General features: G+C 44.7%; 16 protein-coding genes. 8 read left to right on the top strand and 8 right to left on the bottom strand.

From position 1 onward, the window contains the following. Positions 1-164: 164 nt before the first annotated feature. Both ACYVAA_RS07725 and ACYVAA_RS07730 read right to left on the bottom strand, forming a co-directional pair. Positions 165-2,186, bottom strand: a complete 2,022-nt coding sequence (locus tag ACYVAA_RS07725) for a cation:proton antiporter domain-containing protein (protein WP_460540190.1) — start codon at positions 2,184-2,186, stop codon at positions 165-167. A gap of 89 nt (positions 2,187-2,275) precedes the next feature. Further along, positions 2,276-2,770 carry an Mpo1 family 2-hydroxy fatty acid dioxygenase gene (locus ACYVAA_RS07730; RefSeq protein ID WP_460540192.1) on the bottom strand — a complete coding sequence of 165 codons (495 nt, stop codon included), beginning with the start codon at positions 2,768-2,770 and terminating at the stop codon, positions 2,276-2,278. Positions 2,771-2,846: 76 nt separating this feature from the next. Between ACYVAA_RS07730 and ACYVAA_RS07735 the strand changes: the two genes are divergently transcribed. The 3 genes from ACYVAA_RS07735 to ACYVAA_RS07745 are packed head-to-tail and all read left to right on the top strand — an operon-like array spanning position 2,847 to position 6,110. Next, positions 2,847-3,962, top strand: coding sequence for an NAD(P)/FAD-dependent oxidoreductase (locus tag ACYVAA_RS07735; protein WP_460540194.1), 1,116 nt, complete (start codon positions 2,847-2,849; stop codon positions 3,960-3,962). A 58-nt stretch (positions 3,963-4,020) separates the two neighbouring features. After that, positions 4,021-5,502: a Na+/H+ antiporter NhaC family protein gene (gene nhaC, locus ACYVAA_RS07740; protein WP_460540196.1), complete on the top strand. Its 1,482-nt coding sequence runs from the start codon at positions 4,021-4,023 to the stop codon at positions 5,500-5,502. After that, a complete protein-coding gene (locus ACYVAA_RS07745) occupies positions 5,499-6,110 on the top strand; it encodes a 3'-5' exonuclease (RefSeq protein ID WP_460540198.1) in 612 nt (203 codons plus the stop codon). The genes nhaC and ACYVAA_RS07745 overlap by 4 nt, the downstream gene beginning before the upstream one ends. On the opposite strand, the gene ACYVAA_RS07750 is transcribed toward ACYVAA_RS07745, so the two are convergent. After that, positions 6,094-6,690 carry an IMPACT family protein gene (locus tag ACYVAA_RS07750; RefSeq protein ID WP_460540200.1) on the bottom strand — a complete coding sequence of 199 codons (597 nt, stop codon included), beginning with the start codon at positions 6,688-6,690 and terminating at the stop codon, positions 6,094-6,096. The genes ACYVAA_RS07745 and ACYVAA_RS07750 overlap by 17 nt on opposite strands. 208 nt (positions 6,691-6,898) lie before the next feature. On the opposite strand from ACYVAA_RS07750, the gene ACYVAA_RS07755 reads away from it, so the two are divergent. The 3 genes from ACYVAA_RS07755 to ACYVAA_RS07765 are packed head-to-tail and all read left to right on the top strand — an operon-like array spanning position 6,899 to position 9,169. Continuing rightward, positions 6,899-7,312, top strand: coding sequence for a sugar 3,4-ketoisomerase (locus ACYVAA_RS07755; RefSeq protein WP_460540202.1), 414 nt, complete (start codon positions 6,899-6,901; stop codon positions 7,310-7,312). Then, entirely contained in the window at positions 7,290-8,204 is a 915-nt protein-coding gene (locus ACYVAA_RS07760) for a GNAT family N-acetyltransferase (protein WP_460540204.1), read from the top strand. Before ACYVAA_RS07755 ends, ACYVAA_RS07760 begins: the two co-directional genes overlap by 23 nt. A gap of 8 nt (positions 8,205-8,212) precedes the next feature. Beyond that, complete coding sequence (locus ACYVAA_RS07765; protein WP_460540206.1) at positions 8,213-9,169, top strand: glycosyltransferase family A protein; 957 nt, start codon at positions 8,213-8,215, stop codon at positions 9,167-9,169. Here ACYVAA_RS07765 and ACYVAA_RS07770 read toward each other — a convergent pair. Genes ACYVAA_RS07770 through ACYVAA_RS07790 form a run of 5 tightly spaced genes read right to left on the bottom strand, consistent with a single transcriptional unit; the run spans position 9,166 to position 16,273 of the window. Next, positions 9,166-10,440: a M16 family metallopeptidase gene (locus ACYVAA_RS07770; protein WP_460540208.1), complete on the bottom strand. Its 1,275-nt coding sequence runs from the start codon at positions 10,438-10,440 to the stop codon at positions 9,166-9,168. The two genes, ACYVAA_RS07765 and ACYVAA_RS07770, sit on opposite strands and share 4 nt — an antisense overlap. Beyond that, complete coding sequence (gene porV, locus ACYVAA_RS07775; protein WP_460540210.1) at positions 10,440-11,660, bottom strand: type IX secretion system outer membrane channel protein PorV; 1,221 nt, start codon at positions 11,658-11,660, stop codon at positions 10,440-10,442. The genes ACYVAA_RS07770 and porV overlap by 1 nt, the downstream gene beginning before the upstream one ends. Beyond that, positions 11,657-14,935 carry a type IX secretion system sortase PorU gene (gene porU / locus ACYVAA_RS07780; protein WP_460540212.1) on the bottom strand — a complete coding sequence of 1,093 codons (3,279 nt, stop codon included), beginning with the start codon at positions 14,933-14,935 and terminating at the stop codon, positions 11,657-11,659. The genes porV and porU overlap by 4 nt, the downstream gene beginning before the upstream one ends. Next, positions 14,925-15,623, bottom strand: coding sequence for a CDP-alcohol phosphatidyltransferase family protein (gene pssA / locus ACYVAA_RS07785; RefSeq protein ID WP_460540213.1), 699 nt, complete (start codon positions 15,621-15,623; stop codon positions 14,925-14,927). The genes porU and pssA overlap by 11 nt, the downstream gene beginning before the upstream one ends. Further along, complete coding sequence (locus ACYVAA_RS07790; RefSeq protein ID WP_460540215.1) at positions 15,620-16,273, bottom strand: MBL fold metallo-hydrolase; 654 nt, start codon at positions 16,271-16,273, stop codon at positions 15,620-15,622. The genes pssA and ACYVAA_RS07790 overlap by 4 nt, the downstream gene beginning before the upstream one ends. 57 nt (positions 16,274-16,330) lie before the next feature. Between ACYVAA_RS07790 and ACYVAA_RS07795 the strand changes: the two genes are divergently transcribed. Both ACYVAA_RS07795 and ACYVAA_RS07800 read left to right on the top strand, forming a co-directional pair. After that, on the top strand, positions 16,331-17,383 hold the full coding sequence (locus tag ACYVAA_RS07795; protein ID WP_460540217.1) for an NAD(P)/FAD-dependent oxidoreductase: 1,053 nt from the start codon (positions 16,331-16,333) through the stop codon (positions 17,381-17,383). Between the two features lie 23 nt (positions 17,384-17,406). Then, complete coding sequence (locus ACYVAA_RS07800) at positions 17,407-20,700, top strand: biopolymer transporter Tol (RefSeq protein WP_460540219.1); 3,294 nt, start codon at positions 17,407-17,409, stop codon at positions 20,698-20,700.

Below are 20,700 nucleotides of genomic sequence, written 5' to 3' on the forward strand. Positions count from 1 at the left end.
TTTCTCTATAAGTAAGATTAGTTAAAATTCGCCTCCATGTTTAAGGTCAAATACAGGCGTGACAAATCATAAAGGCCAATCCCTTGTTTGTCCTGGGCTTGATGAAAAGGCCATCCTTTCAACATATGAAACCAGCCGTCAAGCTTGCTTTAACTGATTAAACGCTAGTTATCACTTATTTCCTTTTCAAACTGATTGAGGGCATCCGGTTTGCCCACCACATATACTGTGTCACCAAATTTCAGCTTTGTTTCACCGTTAATATTGGAAGAAGTTTTTCCATCCCTTTTTATGGCTACCAGATTGATGCCGATACTTTCCCGAAGCTTAACCTTTTTCAGGGGTTTATTAACAAATGGGCCACTGTCTTTGTCGATGCGGAGACTGATGAAATTGATCTCTGGCAGGTCAATGTTGAGCCGGTCCCTTCCTTTGGTTTTGGTGGATCTGAACATCTCATAATTGTGGGAACGTACCTCTTCGGTGAAATCTTCAATCTCATCCTTTGCGATAAGGTATTTGTTCAGTACCCGCGTAAATATCTCAATGGACGTTTCAAACTCTTCGGGAATTACTTCATCTGCGCCCAGGGAAAGGTTGTCCGAGATTTCGTTTACATAGCGTGTCCGGACGATGATGGAAGCGTTTTGGGCCAATAAGCGGATGGCAGCAATGATGCTTTTGGTCGCGGCACCATTGGATATGGCGATGACCACTACACGCGCTTTGTGGATATTGACATGTTTGAGGACAATCTCATTGGCCGCATCCCCAAAAATGATGGGTTCCCCTTTTTCTCCCTCTACACGTACTGTTTCGGGGTTCATTTCGATAATGGCATAAGGGATGTTGGCTCTTTTCGCAGCCTTGGAGAGGTTGCGCCCATTTAGTCCGTAGCCTACGATAACCAGATGATCCGAAAGCTCTTTCCCTTCCATATTAGCCATTGAAATGCTTTCCGAAGGAACCCTAAAGCGGTTTTTTAATCGCTTGGAAAGCGGGGTGTCCAACAATCTAAAGGAGAGTCTTTCTCGGTTTTTCATGACAAAGGGCGTCAGGCCCATGGTCAATATGGATACCGCCAGAAAATACTGGTAATTGTCGCTGTCCAAAAGACCGTTTTCCATGCCCACTTTTGCCAACAAAAGCGAGAATTCCCCGATTTGGAAAATGGAGAAACCTACTACAAACGCTTCTTTGAAATCAACGCCCAGGGATCGTACTGAGATAGCGGTAAGGACAAACTTAAAGACAAAGACCATGGCTAGAATCACCAAGATGACCCCAATGTTCTGAAAGAGAAAGCTTACATCAAACAACATTCCCACGGAGACAAAAAAGAAACTTAAAAATATTTCCCTAAAAGGCAATATTTTTCCCGTGGCATGGTGACTGTATTCGGATTCACTGATGATCAATCCCGCCAAAAAGGCCCCCAAGCCCAGTGAAAGCCCCATAAGGGAAGTTAGAAAGGCTACAGAAAAACAGATCACAATGATACTGAGCAGGAAGAGTTCTTCGTTTCTTGTCCTCGCAATGCGGAAAAGCAGGTTGGGAACAAGGTATTTGGCTGATAAAATGGTGATCAAGACCACCAAGCCCCCCTTGGCCAACATGAGGATCAATGAAAGCACAATGTTTTCAGATTCACCCGCCAGCATGGGCGTAAGCAGCATCATCGGAACTATGATGATATCCTGAAAGATCAGGATGGCCAAAGTGGTTTTGCCCGAAAGGGTATTTACCTGACCGGTTTCCTGCAAGAGTTTTAGCACGATGGCCGTACTACTCAGCGCGAATAGAAAACCAAAAAAGACGGCAACGTTCCAATCAAAGCCAAAGAAATAGGCCGTGAGCGTAGTAACCAATATTGTCAGTCCGACCTGCAAAGTCCCACCGATAAATACCGCCTTTTTGATGGACATCAGGCTTTTCAGTGAAAACTCCATGCCGATCACGAAAAGCAAAAGGATAACACCGATTTCACTGAGTACGTCCACCGTTGTGGATGCATTGACGAGTGAAAGTCCGTAGGGGCCTGTGATGGCTCCGGTAAACAGAAAACCGATGATGGTAGGGATTTTCAGCCGCATGAAAAGCAGGATAACCAAAGTGGCCAGCCCAAAAATGATCACGATATCAGGCAGTATCGGTAGTTCGGCGGAAGCGAGTAAATTATGGTTCATTGATTACAATAAAAGCAACAGTACTTAATCTTATGCCTAAAAATACAATAAGAACAATGAATTACATAAATTGTCCGGACAATTCACCGCTAATAGGCAAAACCAAACCGCTTGTAGATGAAATGCATCAACCAGGCCGGTCCAATCAGCAGAAACTGCAAATCCTTAAAAAAGGAAGGTTTTTTGCCCTCGATTTTATGGCCATAGAACTGAAGCACCCAAGAGAGGGCAAAGATCACCAGGCAGACGGACCAAAGCGGGACAGGGGAAATAATGGTGATAAGGTTAGCCAAAAGCATACAAAAGGAGGCAAAAAGAAACATGCCCAAGGCCAGGGGAGGCGATAAGGTATAGTAGTAGAAAAGGACTAAAATGAGCACCACGGTGGCCCAGTTGGCAAATGGTCCAAGGTAGGGGATGAGAAAGTCGATAGCTTGTATCGGTATGCTGTAGATCATTCCTACCACGCTAAAAAACAGCACGGGGACGCATACCCAATGGATTTTTTTGTTTATTGGATTTTGATGACTTAAACCGTATTCGGTCAGCAGTTGGTCGATCTTTCGGGCAGTAGTCTGTGACATTACCAATGTATAGTTATAACCTAGACTTTAGTTAATTTAAACAATCTTACTTGAAAATTAATTGCCAGGCAGAAATATGTTGAGCTATTGGGAAAAGAAAAACCTTTTGAACTATGACCTACTTGTAATAGGAGCGGGATTTGTGGGGCTTTCCACGGCCATTCATTTCAAGGAAAAATACCTTGATAAATCGGTCTTGGTACTGGAAAGAGGGATTTTTCCCAGTGGGGCAAGTACCCGAAATGCCGGATTTGCTTGCTTTGGCAGTCTTTCTGAAATACAGGATGATAGGAACCACAGGCCGGAATCGGAGGTGGTGGAACTAGTCCGTTTGAGGTGGTCGGGCCTGAGGAATATCCGAAAGGTTTTTGGGGATGCTGCTTTGGAATATAGCAATACGGGTGGATACGACCTTATCAAAAGGGAAGATGAAAAGGTACTGGAGGAGATGGAAAACATCAATTCACTTCTTGCTCCCATTTTTAAAGACCAGGTATTTGAATTGGTTGACCCCAAATCATTCGGGTTTTCCCCAAGGGTCAGTCATTTGGTAAGAAACAACTACGAAGGACAGCTTGACCCCGCAAAGTACATCAAATGCCTTTGGCAAAAATGCAGGGAGCTGCACATTGCAGTGCTGACAGGAGTGGAGGTCCACAAAGTAGACGATGAAGCGTGCAAGGCCTATGCGTCCTCCTACTCTGGAGATGAAGTGACATTCAAAAGCGAGTTTTTGGCCGTTTGTACCAATGCCTTTACCGGACAACTCATTCAGGGACTTGATATCCAACCCGGAAGAGGGATGATCCTGCTGAGCAAACCATTGGCTCATTTTCCTTGGCAGGGGACGTTTCATCTGGACAGGGGGTATGTGTATTTTAGAAATGTGGACGACAGGCTCCTGATCGGGGGAGGGAGGAATATTGCCGAAGCTGAGGAAACCACCACCCGGTTGGGTATCAATAAGGAGATCGCAGCCTATCTGAAGGAGATGACCACGCAAGTGATTTTTCCCGGAAAAACTATTGGATGGGATATGGAATGGTCAGGGATCATGGCTTTTGGTTTATCAAAAAAGCCTATTGTTCAGATGGTTAATCAAAGAGCGGGAGTAGCGGTACGGTTAGGCGGGATGGGAGTGGCCATAGGCTGGGAAACCGGTAAAGCATTGGTAGATTTGTTGGTATCCTGATAAAATCATATTTTTTGTTAATTTTAAATTTCTAAAAAATTATTTCGACATAATATCAATGACGAACCTTAAACGAAAGCCTAGTTTGGGAGAGGCTTTAGTCCCCATCATATTCCTTATCGTTTTATTGGTGATCAATATCCGGATTTTTGGAACAGACAGCTTGTCCGGCTCCAATCAAATGGTATTGATTTTATCCTCTGCAGTGGCTGCGTTGATGGCAATCTTCAGACTTCAAATCGAATGGGACGTGATCCAAAGGGGGATCGTAAACAGCATCAGTGCAGCAATGCCATCCATTCTGATCTTGTTGCTGATCGGGGCACTGGCAGGTACATGGTTGATAAGCGGAATTGTTCCGGCCATGATCTACTATGGTCTGCAGATATTAAATCCCGGTATATTTTTGATTGCCGCCTGTTTGGTGAGTGCCATCGTGTCCATTGCTACCGGAAGTAGCTGGACCACGGTCGCCACTGTGGGAGTGGCCTTGCTTGGGATAGGCAGGGCACTGGGCTTTGAGGAAGGGATAATTGCCGGGGCGATCATCTCGGGAGCGTATTTTGGGGATAAAATGTCCCCACTTTCGGATACCACCAATTTGGCCCCCGCCATGGCAGGAACCAATCTCTTTACCCATATCCGGCATATGACCAAGACCACGGTTCCCTCCATGCTGATCACTTTGATCATTTTTGGCGTATTGGGCTATACCATTGGTGCGAGGGGTTCAGTGGAGCAGGTAAAAGGCATATCTGAGGTCATTTTAGAAAAGTTTGAAATCAATGGCTGGCTGTTTATCGTGCCCTTAGTCGTCTTGACGATGATTGTAAAGAAAGTCCCGGCTGTTCCGGCATTGCTCGCCGGGGCCTTATTGGGAGGTGTTTTTGCCGTAGGGTTTCAGCCACAGATCATACATAGCATCGCTGATGAACCGGGTACCAATTACCTTTACCAGTCCTTCAAAGGGGTGATGATGGCCCTTTATGGCGAGGTGAGCATCAGTACTTCCAATGAGATGGTCAACGAACTGCTCACCACGGGGGGGATGGCAGGGATGTTATATACCATTTGGCTGATCATCTGTGCCATGATTTTTGGCGGGATCATGGAGGAAAGCGGCATGTTGATGGTTATGGCCGAAGCAGTGATTGCGAAAGTGCATTCTTTGGGCTCCTTAATCGCGTCCACTGCTGCAACCTGTGTTTTTTTCAACCTCACCACATCAGACCAATACCTGGCAATTTTGGTTCCCGGAAGAATGTATGCAGATATTTATAAAAAAAGGGGGCTAAAAGGTGAAAACCTCAGCAGGACCCTTGAAGACAGCGCAACTGTCACCTCGGTACTGGTGCCCTGGAATACCTGTGGTGCCACCCAGGCTTCCGTGCTTGGAGTAGCCACACTTACGTATGCGCCCTACTGCTTTTTTAATATAATCAGCCCGTTTATGACCGTTATGTACGGTTATCTTAAACTGGGGATTAATTACTATACAGAAGAAGAAATGAGAGAAATTCAAAAAGAACTGGCTGTATGATTCCTTTTAAGATCAGTAAAGAACAAGTCAATGAACTTCCTATAGGTCACTTTAAGGGAGAAATCGTACTTATCGAAGACGAGAAGCAGGTTCCTGATGCCATTAGCGAACTGAACAGGTACCGCCTGATCGGTTTTGATACCGAAACCAGGCCCTCCTTTAGAAAGGGAGTGCACCATAGTGTCTCATTGCTGCAGCTTTCCACGCCGGACAAGGCCTTTTTATTTCGGCTAAACCACATTGGCTTTCCCAGGGGAATTCGTGCTATTTTAGAGGATCCCAATAAGGTGAAAATAGGAGCGGCTGTAAGGGATGATATCAAAGCCTTGAGGAAGTTGGAACCCTCATTTAGACAAGCCAGTTTTTTTGATCTGAACGAAGAACTCAAAAAGGTAGGTTTTCACAATGTCGGGGTAAGGAACCTCAGTGCCATGGTGCTCAATATCCGGATTTCAAAGTCCGAGCAAGTTTCCAACTGGGAGGCTGAAAAACTGACCAAAAAGCAACAGCTGTATGCCGCTACAGATGCCTGGGCATGTCTGGAGATATTTGAAGAACTTTATAAAAAGGGCTATTTGGACAAATTGTTCTCTAATCATGGAATTTGACAGAGGAAATATCCTCCAGTTTTGACATAACTTCTTCCAGCAAAGCCTCCCTGATGGATAATTGCATCTGACAGGTATTGTCAAAGGTTTGGCTTTTAATGGTAAGCTCATAATCTTTTATCAACTTCATGACATCGTTCATGTCCAAATAGTCAAAATCAAACCTGATAGATTGGCGAACGATGGCTGTCACTACCTCATTAGCGGCAATGGCTTCTGCAGCAGCCGTTTTATAGGCATTGATCAGCCCCCCAACCCCTAGCTTGGTGCCTCCAAAGTAGCGAACCACCACAATGAGGACATTGCTCAGGTTGTTTGACCTTATTTGGCCTAGGATAGGATCACCTGCGGAGTGATTAGGCTCTCCGTCGTCATTTGCCCGGTACTGCTCCTGGTCTTTTCCCAGGATATAGGCATAGCAGTGATGTCTGGCATCATAATATTTCTTTTTGAGTGCCTCAATATTTTCCTTGATTTCATCTTCATCCTGAACAGGAAAAGCAAAGGCCAGAAATTTACTGCCCTTTTCTTTGTACAGACCTTCAGAGGTCTCTTTTAATGTCAAAAAAGAATCATCCATAGCGATTATCGGGAATTTAACTCCAAACTGTGGCCAAAAGTAAAGTTTGAGGAATGGAAAGGCAAAAAAGCTGCGGGTTATATGGGGCTTCTTTACGCGAATGCTAATTTAATTTTAATTCTTGGGCAGTTTTAGGGAATGACAGGTGAATTTCCCTAACTTCGTTTTAAAGTGAATTTTTGCTCGTTATCCGAATAGTATTGCCGATATGATTAAACCTTATACCTTTCCTTTGGGGAAAGTAATGAGTTCTTCAGGAAACCTTTGTTTTTGGGACAAGGAAATTTTTCCACTTTCTGTAAAGCGGACTTTTTGGTTGACCGGAGTGCCTGAGGGAGGCATACGAGGAGTGCATGCACACTATAAAGATGAGCAGGTAGTAGTATGCTTGAAGGGAGAAGTAAAGGTGGTGCTGGAGGATCTTGCAAAGGCAACGTACGTATTTAAGCTGAATAGCCCAGGGAATGCCCTGTTTTTACCTGCCTTGGTCTGGTCAGAATTTACTTTTAAGGCCGACAGCGTGCTGATGGTGCTCTCCAATAGGGAATATTCGGAGGAAGATTATATTAGAGATAAAGCTGATTTTGAAAAACTGCAAGATGGATACAGGAAAGAGCTATGAATTCATCGTCCAGAAAAATCCCGAAGATGAGCAGGGGTGTTTTTTAGGAGACCATTTCCCACTGAATGGAGAGCAGATTTTTGTTGCAAAGCTACTCAAGAAGCAAAAGTGCAAAGTTTCCATTGCTTTTATGGTATCGGAAGAAGGGATGGCAGTCTCAAGAAAAGAGCTTTCTTATGGAGGTTTTTGGGTGGATAAAAAAATCACCGTCGACAGTTTTCTCCATTTCATTAAGGAATTGGTATCGACCCTGAATTCCATGGGAATAAGGGAACTGAAGTTGGTTCAACCTCCGGAAATTTACGAACAAAACAATCCCCTGATCCATTTTGTGCTTCAAAATCAGGGCTTTTCACTGGAAGGAATGGAGATGCATCATTTCCTGGTGGACAAGAAATTCATCAAGGGCTTTGTCCATGCAAAATTATCCAAGCACAAAAAGAAGGTGAAAAAAATGGAATGTGCAGTGGAGGTGGGAGGTATAAAAAACTTTAATTTTTTGAAGGCTGTCAAGGAATGGCATACCCATAGTGGTGATGCCTATAGGATACAAGAAGATGCCCTGATAAGCCAGGTAGGGGGCTTTCCGGAGAGGTTTTTCCTGATCTCATTCCTTTGTAATGGGGAATCAGTGGCCCATGCCTTATGCGTGAAATTGACTGATAACAGTTTGAGCTATCATTTATCCGCCTTTGATCCTTCTTTCGATCATGTATATGCCATGGAAGGGATGATGTTTGAGGTGATCAGGCTAGGAGAATCCTTGGGAGTGGATATTATTGATCTGGGCACCGTCATAACCAATGGAAGGGAAGGTTTGAAGGAGGGACAGGCCAAGTTGAAGTACTCCAATAAAATTTCCAATAAGACGGTTTGGGCCATTCAGCTATAAATTGATTTATGATTGATTCCCTGGTTTCTATCATCTGCATCTGTTACAACCATCAACACTACCTGACTGAAGCATTGAACAGTGTTGTCCAGCAAACGCATAGGAATTATGAGCTTATTATTGTGGACAATGGCAGCACTGATGGCAGTGTGGAGGAAATCAAAAAATGGCTTCACTACCAGGGCAAAGAAATTTCAGTCATTACCCAATTTTATAAGAAGAGGCAAAACTATTGTTCGGTATTCAACAAAGCCTTGGAGCAAGCTAGCGGAGACTATATTATCGATTTATCCGGGGACGACAAAATGCTCCCAGAGCACGTGGAGCACTCCGTGGCAATGTTACAAGCCAATCCTTTTGCTGCTTTATGTTCTTCCAATGCCTATTTGATCTCAGAAGAAGGGAAACAATTGGGGACTTTTTTTCCTGAAGACCTTGAAGGAAAGAACCATGTAATTTTGCCTTGTGGTGAGGTATATGAAAAAGTAATTGCCACTTATTGCGTTTGTACGCCTACCATGGTTTTCGAGGGGAACCTTCTAAGACAGGAGGACGGCTACAATGAAAAGCTTGTCTACGAAGATTTTGACATTGTTACCCGATTGGCAAGAAAATATCCCTTTGTTTATAGCGGACATCTTGGGGTCATGAAGCGGCTTCATCAAAGTTCTTTTTCTTCCGGACAGTACAAAAGGAGGCATTCAGAAATGCTATGGTCTACCTTGGAGGTATGTGAAAATATTGCACGGATGAACAGGACAAAGAAGGAAGACATGGCCCTGGTCTTTCGCTGTTTGCATGAAGCCAAACATGCCCTTGCTTCAGCCAATTTTGAGGTGGCTCAGCAGTTGCTGGCACTGGCAGAAAGAAAGGGAGCTAAAGGACCGAGGCTGCAACTGTATAAAATTTGGAGCAGCCTCCGGTGGGATCTTTCTTTTTGGTATGAGCTTCTAAAGAGGGGCTAGCCTACCACTATTTCTATAATGCTCTGGGGATCAAAATACTTTTGACCGACAGCCATGATCTCTTCAGGGGTGAAGGACCTGAAATAATTCAGTTGGGCCTCATAGAAATCGTACCCCAATCCGGCGTGATGAATGTTTTTAAACCGGTTGATCAGGTCAAAGACATTACTGAAATTGGAAAGGAAATGGCCTATCATGTAGTTACGCACTATTTCCATTTCTTCCACGGAAATCGGTGAATGTTTCAGCTGCTCGATTTCCTTATAAACTTCCTTAATGACATCATCTGCAAAGCCTTTCTGTACATCAGCCATCACCACCCAATAATCGGCTTTTTCCAAGCTTCCAATGGAGCTGTAAATGCCGTAGGTATGTCCCTTGTCCTCCCGGATGTTTTTGGTGAGGCGGCTTCCGAAGTAACCGCCCAAGATCGTGTTGAAAACGGTGAGTGCATGGTAATCCGGATGTGTTTTGGGAATCAGGTGTTTTCCCAGACGAATGCTGGACTGCACAGCCTTTTCTTTGAACTCGTTGAGGCGTTTATCCGGCCAAGTATTAAAAACAGGAACTGACTTAGGACTCAGGTTGGTTTCAAGTCCTCCGAAAGCATCAGCAATGCTGTCGATTTCCACTTCACTTAGGTTGCCAATTACAAAGATTTCGGGGCTAAGCAAGAAATTGTTTTCATAGAAATCCTTGAGCTTTTCGGTTGTTATGGAAGTGACATGACGGTCTTCAGCAATAAAACCATAGGGATGGTCTGCCCCGAACAGGGCTTTTCTATACAGTTGGTTGGCTCTTGAGCCATTTTGTTCGTTTTGGATGGAAATGGTGAGTGATTTTTGGGACTTTCTCTTTTCCAGTTCCTTACTTGGGAAGGTAGCGTCGGTCAGCAAGGACCTGAAAACAGGTAGCACCCGGCCAAAATGTTTTTTGGTGGTCAGCAGTGAAATCCCCTGTTGTTCAAAAGAGGAAATGATGTCTATTTCGGAGGCATAATGATCAAAAAAACTGTCCAGCTGGGAAGAACTCATGTCTTTGGTGCCTTCCAGGAGCATATGCAGGGTGAAAAAAGGTACCAGCGCATCCTCATCAGAATGGCGGCCCTCGGTGGAGGTAGTGATCACCTCCAGCTTGATAGCATCAATTTCCGGTGTGGATATAAAATACAAAGGGACTCCATTTTTAAGAGTCCGCTTCTCTGGTTTGATTAATTCTATGTGATCCGGGATTTGGAAAGCCGGAGCCTTAGAGCGATCTAATACTGTCATTACTGTGGTATATTGTATGCGAGTGAAAATCGCAGGGTTTCAGCCAAAGGATGGTTTTGTTTTTGGGGTACAAGATAGGAGAAGTCAAAGCCAAAGCGCTTGATGTCAAATCCTACCCCCATAGTGAAATACTGTCTGCCCCCTTTATTCTTGTTTTCGTGGAAATATCCTGTTCGCAGGGCGAATTTTTCGGCATATTCATATTCCACCCCAAAAGAGATCATCAATTCCTGCATCTCTTCACTAAAGCCATTAGGGGCATCTCCAAAAGAACCAAACATGCCACTTAGGAGCGGGCGGTTAGGGTCTTTTCCACCATTTTCAGCAATGATGGGGTTTCCGTCTGCATCCGTTCTTAAGGTTCCGTCTTCATTTCGTTCATAAATGGGAGGGGTGGGAACCATAAGTTTGTTGAGGTCCAGTGCAAAGGTCAAACTGTTGTTTTCATCCAAAGAAATATCCAAGGCAGTTCCTACGCGGAGGTTGGTTGGGATATAGTCCAAGTCTTCGGCACTGTTGTAGGTGATTTTCGGGCCAATATTACTGACGTTGACTCCCCAAGACCAAAGGGCTTCTTTGCCGCTGAAAAGGACTTCTTTTTTATGGTACAAACCTACGTCTACTCCTACACTGACTCCTGGACGGCTGTCGCTTCCTCCGGCCGAGCTGATATTGCCTGACAGATTGGAATGGATAAATCTGGCCGATATTCCTAAGGAAAAGTTTTCTGATAGTTTTCGAGCATAGGTACTTCCAATAGCGATATCCCGTGGGTTGAACTGGCCGATATCCTGACCAGAGCCGTTGGTGAGCTGGATATCACCCATATTGAAGTATCTGAGGTCAAGTCCAAATGTGGACATTTCATCTATTCTAAGGTATCCGGTAAGGTAATTCAGCGACATGTCCGGCACCAATTTACCCAGCCAAGGAGAGTAAGAAAGTGAAAAACCGGTTTTATTTTCTATAAAGGCCAACTTGGCAGCGTTCCAATGGGCCGAGTTGGCATCTGGACTGGTGGCCACACCAACATCTCCCATGGCAGCATGCCTACTGTCCGGGGCAAAATTCAAGAAAGGTACGGCTGTAATGATGACCCTTCTCCCTTCGTCCTGACCAGACACAACGACTGAATTTTGAGCCCTAACAGTGGTTACGAAAGCCAGGCCGAGGACAGTTGAAAAAATAAGCGCTTTAAGATTAATACTCGTTTGTTTCATTGAATAAGAATTTTCCCTGTTGTTAGGTCAGTGGTTCCGTCTTTTTCACTAATAAGCTGTAAGGTGTAAATATAAGTTCCTTTTGCGGGAAATTTTGTTCTGTCACGCAAAAAAAACCATTCAATATCACTGATTTCGTTGCCAGCGTTAACGTAACGCTTCTCCATAGAAAATATTTTACTTCCCAGTGGATTATAAATACTGAGCATTGCCAATAGATTTTCCCCGGGCCTGTTATGGGTAAAGCTAAAATAGCTGATCCCACTGGTAGGATTGGGATAAGTGGTATGCCCAAGGATTGTTAACTCCCTGCTGCCCCGGACCTCTATTTCAAGCTGCTCCGTGCTTTGGTTCCCATAATTATCATAGGCTGTCAAGCTAAGGAGGTTTTTTCCTTCTTTCAGTCCGTTCACTTTTAAATCAATTATACCCTTTCGATAATCACCAAGGAGGGCCCTGTAATGATCGTTTAGCTCAAGTACCGCATCTTCATTAATTTTTAGGGTAATATTTTGACCTGTAGGGACCTTGGCCAATTGGATCCCGCTTTCATCACTCAGATGGGCTAGGAGCCTTACTTGACTGGAGGGGATGGTGTGGACTTTTTGAAGGCTGTCTTCTGCAAAAAGCCTAATAACTGGGCCTTTTAGGTCTTCTTTTGGCTGTTCAGGTGTCCCACCTATCAGCAGGGATTTTGAGCCCATAGCTTCCCATCCTCTCTTCAAGTCCGATGCATATATCCTCACACTGCCCTTTTCATAGTTGGCGTGAAGATCTGGCTTGATAAAGACCCTGGCTTCCAATAGACCGCCTTTCACCTTGCCCGTTCCCCTGTGCAGGACAATGTCTGCTCTTTGGAAGCTTCCTTTTGGACCTTCATCTCCTAAGGTTGGTGCCTCAACAGGCCCGTCGTACAGGTCAAGAAGGTATTCCCCGTCAAAAGCGGAAACCAAGGCGCCTGTCAAGGGATCAAGCACCTGCCCCATTATCTTTACTTCGCTGCCCGCCTTTAAGGTGTCCGTTTCGATCAACAGCTCAGGACTTGTAAGGGATGGGGAAATATTCAGCTCGGGAAGGGGGAGCCTTAAACTGGGATCACCGATCAATGAAAAGTTTCGGTTGTAAGGGCCATTAAGGCTATTGTTTTTGGTCTGCTTAAAGATATCCCCCAGCAGTAGGTATTGGCCCGCATCCTGCTGAAGAAGCGTGTTGATAAAAGCCTTGTTGAGCTGGAAATTAATATTACTGAAAACAGGCCTTCCTGTAGTTAGAAGAGCTATCGCCCCCTTCTTCTCAGCTATTAGCAGTTCTTCTGCCCCACAGCGCAAAAAAGGGCTGTCCTGCCTTCCAAATTCACAGGTGGCCGTCATAAAGATGGGGAAATGGGGGCTTTCGGGCCAGTTTTGGATATCTGAAGTTTGGAATAGCCGTTCTGAGGTGAGGGTGTTTTCATTTCCATGGCCAATGTAATTGACCAAAAAAGTGCCCTCACTGATTTTTTTGGCCAGGAAATCCTTGGCAGTAGGAGAGGATTGATAGTTATTTTCCTGAACCTGTTCGAAATTGTCCAGATAGAGTTTTTCGGCAATGAATTCCGGATGGTTTTCCAGCAAGGTAGCCACATGCGTTTCACTGTGCCTTAAGTGGATATTGTTGTCCGCATCATCGGCTACAAAAAGCAGTTTCCTTTTCCAAACTCCCTGTTGGGCGGATGCTGTCTCGTATTGAATGATCTTATCCACGACGGATTTTGCCTCTTGGCGGTTTATCACGGGGATTCTTCCTACCCCGACAGACAGGAGATGGTCGCCTGCTTCGCTTTCCTGCCAACTGCCCTGGCCCATTTCCAAAAAGCCAAAATAATCGTCCGAGCTAAAGGATTTTAGAGGATCCAAGCTGTTACGGGAACTGTAAACAGGGATAAGGTTGGGCCTTCCGTCGATAATATTTTTGTAATCAAAAGTTCCTTTGCCAAACAGCAGGACATTGCGGAGATTACCGGATTTGTGGAATTGGTCAGCAAGGAAGTTTCGTATGGCTGAAATGTCCCTTGTGCCATAATTATAGGCATTGTATAGGTCCTCCAGCTTGACCACTAAAGTGGGGATTCCCGTCTTGTTTTTATGCTCGGCCAATCTGTTGGCCTGAAATAACAGGGAGGAAGGAGCAATGATGACCAAAGAGGCATTCGCAGAGGTATGCCTAAGGTCTAAGTTGATGTTTTGAGGAGAAGCAATGTTCCGGACCTTTTCTGGATCTAGTATCAGCAGTTTGTGGTGTGAAGGAATCGTTCCAGCACCTGCATTGGTAGGAACGGTTTTAGGAAGGTACATGTCCGTTACGTCCCAGGCCTGCTGGTTTGGCCTGATGGAAAAGCGGACATTTCTCCCTTCCAGCGGAAAGTAAATGCCTGGTGTTAACTGATCCGGATGATGGGGCAAGCCCAGTAAGAAGTACTTGAGGTAACCCACACCTCCTGAATGGGCGCTGTTCATCTCCAAATTGAAACTGGTGACCGTACCAAGGTCCAAATGATCCACAAAACCTTTGGAAAAAGCTTCCATGCCTTTAATGCCGTAAGTGGCGTTGGGGATCTCAGCAACATTCATTTTGGTGAAAATGGTCTGAGCACTTCGGATACTCAGCTCACTGGGTGAAAAGGATTGGGCCATTACTTCTGCCTGGAAATAAATGGGCCCCTGGTGGTAAGGTGAAACGCTGATATTGAAGGAAGAGATGCCTCCCGAAAAAAGTTTGTTACTGTACCAATTCCTTCCGGAAGACAAGAGGTTGTGGACCTCTTTCTTATATGCATGGACTTGATAAAGCCAGCTTTCTGGGGAGGGAACAGGTGAAGCAGAGGAGGAAGTTATCCTTTTAGGGCTGTCCACTCCGGTTTGTATAAGGTAATAGGCGGTATCGGCAAAGTAATGGTGTCGATAGCGAAGCGTATCGTTGATAATATCCAAGGTGTTTGGTGCTTCGAGGTAGACAAAAAGTTGGTCGTTGTCCATCCAGGTAGGGATTTCTTTAAGTTCCAGTGCAGTCTCTTCCAATTCCTGCGGGAGCATACCCTTTTGGCCATAAATGGCCAGTTGCTGGACTGTACTGGTTCCCCATTTTTGGGCATCTGAGGAGCTGATCTTATAAATGCCAGATTCGGTGACAGGAAATTTAAAGAATTTGGACTGGGCCTCTGCTGACTGTATACCACAGGCTATGGTAAGCCATAAAATACTAATTAAAAAGCATACGATAGAAAGGTTAGACTTCATGGGGTCTAATCAAATTCTCAATCAAAGAAAGTAAAATATATCCCATTATCACAAAAGGTATTCCTGCAATTCCCAAGAGAATTATGCTTGAAATTCCGATAATGATCACCAAATAACGAAACAAGTTGTCTGAAGGCCGAAAGTTTTTGAATTTCAGTGCGATAAGTGGTAATTCCACGGTCAACAAAATAGCCATTAGCAAGGAAAAAGCCAACAATAAATAGCCATTTGAAACCAAAGAGTTGGCCCAATCAAATTGGTCTGCAAGAAACGGCAAGGTGCATAGCAGTAAGGCATTTGCCGGTGTGGGCACGCCTATAAAGCGGTCAGACTGTCGGGTGTCCACGTTGAACTTTGCCAGCCGGAGGGCAGATTGTATGCCGATAAAGAAGGCCAAAAAAGGAAGAAAACTATCGGGAAAGGAAATTTCCAGCAGTTTTAGAACCACAAAAGACGGCAATACACCAAAGGTCACCAAGTCTGCCAAGGAATCCAGCTGCTTGCCGATTTCACTGTGGACATGGAGCAGTCTGGCCACCATACCGTCCAAAAAGTCAAATACCGCCGCAGCAAGGATGAAATAGGTGGCATAATGTATTTTATCCTGGTTGACATAATAGATGCCGGCCATACCACTCACCAGGTTCATGCAGGTGATGGCATTGGGAATATGTTTCTTGATGTTCAAAATATAGCCTTTTTGCCCACAAATGGGTTGTACTGTTTTTCATGCCCGATAGTAGTGGCTGGTCCGTGTCCAGGATAGACGGTAACGTCATCCGGTAAGGCAAAAAGCTTTGCCTTGATGGCTTCAAGGAGAGTTTGGTGATCCCCTCCGGGAAGGTCTGTACGGCCAATGCTGCCTTGGAAAAGGGTGTCCCCCCCAATGCAGGTTTTACTTTCTGCATGATAAAATACCACATGTCCCGGCGCGTGTCCCGGCACCCAGATCACCTGAAGCTGGGTATTGCCAAATTCGATGGTGTTTCCCTCTTCGAAATAAGTGAAGTCCTCGCATTCCACGTAGGCCGGGAAACCGTAATTGGAGGCGTATGCCCCAACTGCTTTGAGCACCTGTTCTTCCTTGGGATGGATTTCCAGGGGAATTTGATAGCTGCTGCTGACAAAGTCATTTCCAAGCACATGGTCGATATGGCAATGGGTGTTCAGTAGTCTCACCGGCTGAAGCTGGTGTTCCTGAATGAAATTTTTGAGGCTTTCCTTTTCTCCCTTTTCATAACAGCCGGGATCTACAATGATGGCTTTTTTAGTTTCATCATAGAGCACATAGGTGTTTTCCTGAAAGGGGTTGAAGGTAAAAACTTTAACTTGGAGCATGTCCGAAACATTTTTGAATTCATGCCAAAATAACGAAGAAAGAATTTATTTTTGGGCATGGAAGTGGATTTTTTACTCATAGGACAGGGGATAGCAGGTACGGTGCTTTCTTACCGGTTGATCAAAGCTGGAAAGTCAGTTTGTGTACTGGATCTCCCTGCCCAGAACAATAGTAGCCGCGTAGCGGCCGGTTTGTTTAACCCCATTACCGGAAGAAAAATGGTGAAAACCTGGAATGCCGACAGGCTCTTCCCGGAAATTCTTCCGCTGTACAATGAGCTGGAAGCACTGATAGGCAAACAGCTGGTATATAGCAAACCTATCTACCGTCCCTTCAATAGTATAGAGGAACAGAATGAGTGGATGGGCAAAAGCATCGATGAGGGACTTCAGCCTTATCTGAAAGAGGTGAGGATGCACTCGCTGTACAAAGAAGTAAACGATCCCTTTGGGGGCATCATGCTCCAAAACTCTGGCTATGTGGACATCAACACTTTACTGAATGGCTATACCCTCTGGCTAAAGGGACAGGAAATGCTAAGGGAAGATGCCTTTGCAGAAACCGCTCTTCGGAAAGCTGGGGCCTTTTGGGAATACAAGGACATCAAAGCGGGAGCATTGGTGTATTGCAATGGCCTAGGGGCAATGAAGAGCCCGTTTTTCGATTGGCTTCCTTTCGCACCTGTCAAGGGGGAAATTTTGGAGATGGAGGATGAATTCACCCCGGAAGAGATCATCAACCGGGGAGTTTTTAGGATCACCATGCCGGACAATACCATCAGGGTTGGATCCACCTACAGCTGGCACGACCTGGATACGGGGCCAACTGAAAGGGCAAAACAGGAGATTTTTGAGCGCTTGGATAAGATTGTTCCCTCCCAGCAAAAGAAAGTGATCAGCCATCGGACAGGCATCAGGCCTGCCACAAAAGACAGAAAGCCCATTTTGGGAAAACATCCAAAGGACGACAGCGTTTATATATTTAATGGGTTTGGAGCCAAAGGAGTTTCTTTGGTACCTTATTACAGCAATATAATGTTCGACTTATTGATGGGGAAGGACGAACCTGAAAAAGATGTTAACATAAGTCGATTTTTTAAGTATATTTAGAACTAAGACATCATATCAAATCAATGAGGTTAAAATTAGTTGGTATTTATTTTACGATTCTTTGGCTTGGTAGCTTTTCGGTTTCCCAAGCTCAATTTGATCAAGAACGTTTTGGGAAAAACAGGATACAGCACCAGGAATTCGACTGGCATTTTTTTTCATCCAATAATTTTGAGGTGTATTACTACGGGGGAGGCAGGGATAATGCCCGAATGTCCATTGATTACTTGGAAAACGAGTTTGAGAGGATCACCCAAATGATCGGCTATGTAGCCTACACCAAACCCAAAATTTACATCTACAACAGTCAGGAGGATTGGTTACAGAGTAATTTGGACCTGCACGAAAACAGTTATACTATCAATGGAGAAACGTATTTTTCCAAGCTTTTGGCAGAAGTGCCCTATACTGGGGACTGGGCCTCTTTTAGAGAGGAACTGTTGTACAGGACCATCAAGGTGATTATCGAAGAGATGCTTTATGGCAGCACCATTGCGGATGCTTTCCAATCCAATCTGATCAACAGTTTTCCTGAGTGGTTCATAGACGGAGCAGCGCTTTACCTATCCAAAGGATGGAGTTTGGAAATGGATGATTTTGTCAGGCATTACCTGGAAGAAAACAAACAGCCCAAACTTTTTAAACTCGACAAGAAAGAAGCAGCACTTGCGGGACAGTCTATTTGGAACTTTGTGGTTCAGCGGTACGGGAAGCGATACATTTCCAGCATTCTTAACCTGAGCCGTATCAACAGAAACGAAGAAAACAGTATTGCCAATACTTTGGGGGTAAGTTTTAAGGACTTTGTGGAGCAGTACAAGCAATATTATCTAGGTGTAAATAAGGCAGTCTTTTCTACTTTCAAAGAGCCCAACGTAAAGGAGGTAATCGCGGAGACCAAGAAAAATGACAACGGAGCGATAAACGACATCAAATTTAGCCCGGATGCCAAGCATTTGGCTTACGTGATCAACAATGACGGCAAGTACAAAGTGGTGGTAAGAAACCTGTCATCGGATAATGAATTCACCATTTACAAGGGGGGCTATGCCACTGATGATCAGGAAGCCAATTTTACCACACCTGTAATCGCTTGGCGAGATACCCTTAACCTGACCATAGCCACTTTCAAAAGGGGACTGACCACCCTTCGAATGAGAAGTATTGATGGCAGCAACCAGGACAAGATATTTTTAAGAAATATCACCCAGATTAAAAGCTTCGATTTCTCTCCAAATGGGAAAAATATGGTGATTTCGGCCATGGCAGGAGGAAGAACAAACATTTATACCCTCAACTTAAGGGGGCAAGGAAGAAGAATAACCAACGATATTTTTGACGATATTACGCCGGCATATATCAATGATTCCACGATTGTGTATGCTTCCAACAAAACTGATTTGCCGGACAGTGTATTGACCAAAGCGCCGGATGTCAGGGAACTTCCTGAATATTTTAACTTGTTTAAAATTGATTTGGGCGACACATTGGTAACCACGAAGTTGACCAATATGAACTCTAAGAATTACATGCCCAGGACCATGAACCAAAATTTTGTCCTGCATTTGAGCGATCAAAGCGGTATCATCAATGTGATGCGTTTAGGATTGGGCAGTGACGTTTCCAGCCAGGTATCTGCCTTCAAGACCAGTGTGGAAAGTTTTGATTATGCGCCTTCCGTCAATAAGTGGGCTTATTCTTATAAGGATGGTACAGGAAGTAAGTTGGTTTTGGAATCTTATCCAAACCTGGACCAGTTCACCCCTGGTACACCTAGGGTACAGCTTTCACAGGCAAAGGCCCTCAATGAAAGATTGGCGGCCCGAAGGCTGGAAAATCAGGTGGAAAGCACACCCGTTGAAGTGGCCAAAGTAGCTGAAGAAAAGGCAGCGGCCGAGACTTTTGCTCAGGACACTGTCAAACTGCCGGAAAATCAGACCGGAGCAATCAATTTAGACCGCTTGCGTTTTGAAAGCAAGGGAGGGATCAATACCGAAAATTATGCATTTGACACCATCCCCACCCCTGTAGAAAAAAGTGCAGAGCAGCCCGGAGTGGGCAGAAGCGATATTTTGGAGGCGTTCAGGCAGCAGAGCCTAAAGAATACGGTAAGGGGGCCGAGGAAATACATCACCCAGTTTATGGCCAATAGCCTAAGGACCACCTTTGTGGTAGATCCCTTAAGAGGTTTTGGGATAAATATTGAAGGTCAAATGACCGATCTTTTGGATAATCACATTTTCAAGGGAGGGATCATGACCACACTGGATTTCCGTTCAGGCAGTGATATCTTTTTTGAATACCAGTACCTGAAAAACAGAATAGATTTTAGCGGAAGGTTTGACAGAAAAGCACTGGTGATCTCAGATGGAGACATTACTTTCCAGCGGTATGTACTTACCAAAACGGAAATTGGTTTTTCCTATCCATTTTCAGTGCATAGCCGCTTTACAGTGGCACCTTTTATGGCTAAAACCCAGTATTTTAATTTGAATCCGGATTCATTGCTGCGGGGTGGAGATGGCCCTCACAACCGTTTTGATGTGAATTATTTTGGAGGGAAAGCCGAGTTGGTGGTCGACAAAACCAGGCAACTGGGACTTTACATGGAGCAGGGCTTCAAAGGAAAAGTGGGGATAAAGCATTATCAGGGAATAGGAAAATCAGAGCGTTCATTTAGTAATTTCTATTTGGATGTAAGAAACTATCAAAAAGTCCACAAGAATATCACCCTTGCTACCAGACTCTTTGCTGGTTCTTACTTCGGGAATAATCCCCAGAGTTATTTAGTGGGAGGGATGAAAAACTGGCTGTTCAATGAATTTTATGAGCCGCCATCCAACCGGCCTGAAACTTCGCCAGTTCAAAACGATGAAGGGGTGGAGAATTCCAACATCCTATTTGCCGAATTCGTCGACTTGAGGGGCTATGATTATGATGAAATCAGGGGCCGGAATGTCATTACTTTTTCCGCTGAGCTAAGGATTCCGTTGTTTTCTTACCTTTCCAGGGGAAATATAGCATCCAATTTTATCAAAAACTTCCAGTTGGTCGGCTTCTATGATGCAGGTTCCTCTTGGGATAAGGCAGCTCCTTGGGAACGGATCAATGATCAGAATACTGAAGTGATCAATACTGAAGGGTCGCCGTTTGAAATCACCTTGAATAACTTCAATAATCCTTGGTTGCAGAGTCTCGGCGGTGGATTGAGGACCGTATTGCTCAATTACTACGTGAAGTTTGATATGGCCCGTCCGATCAGGAATTACGATGTGGAAAAGACGCGGTTTTACGTCACCTTAGGTTATAATTTCTAA

Source organism: Echinicola sediminis (assembly GCF_054777495.1).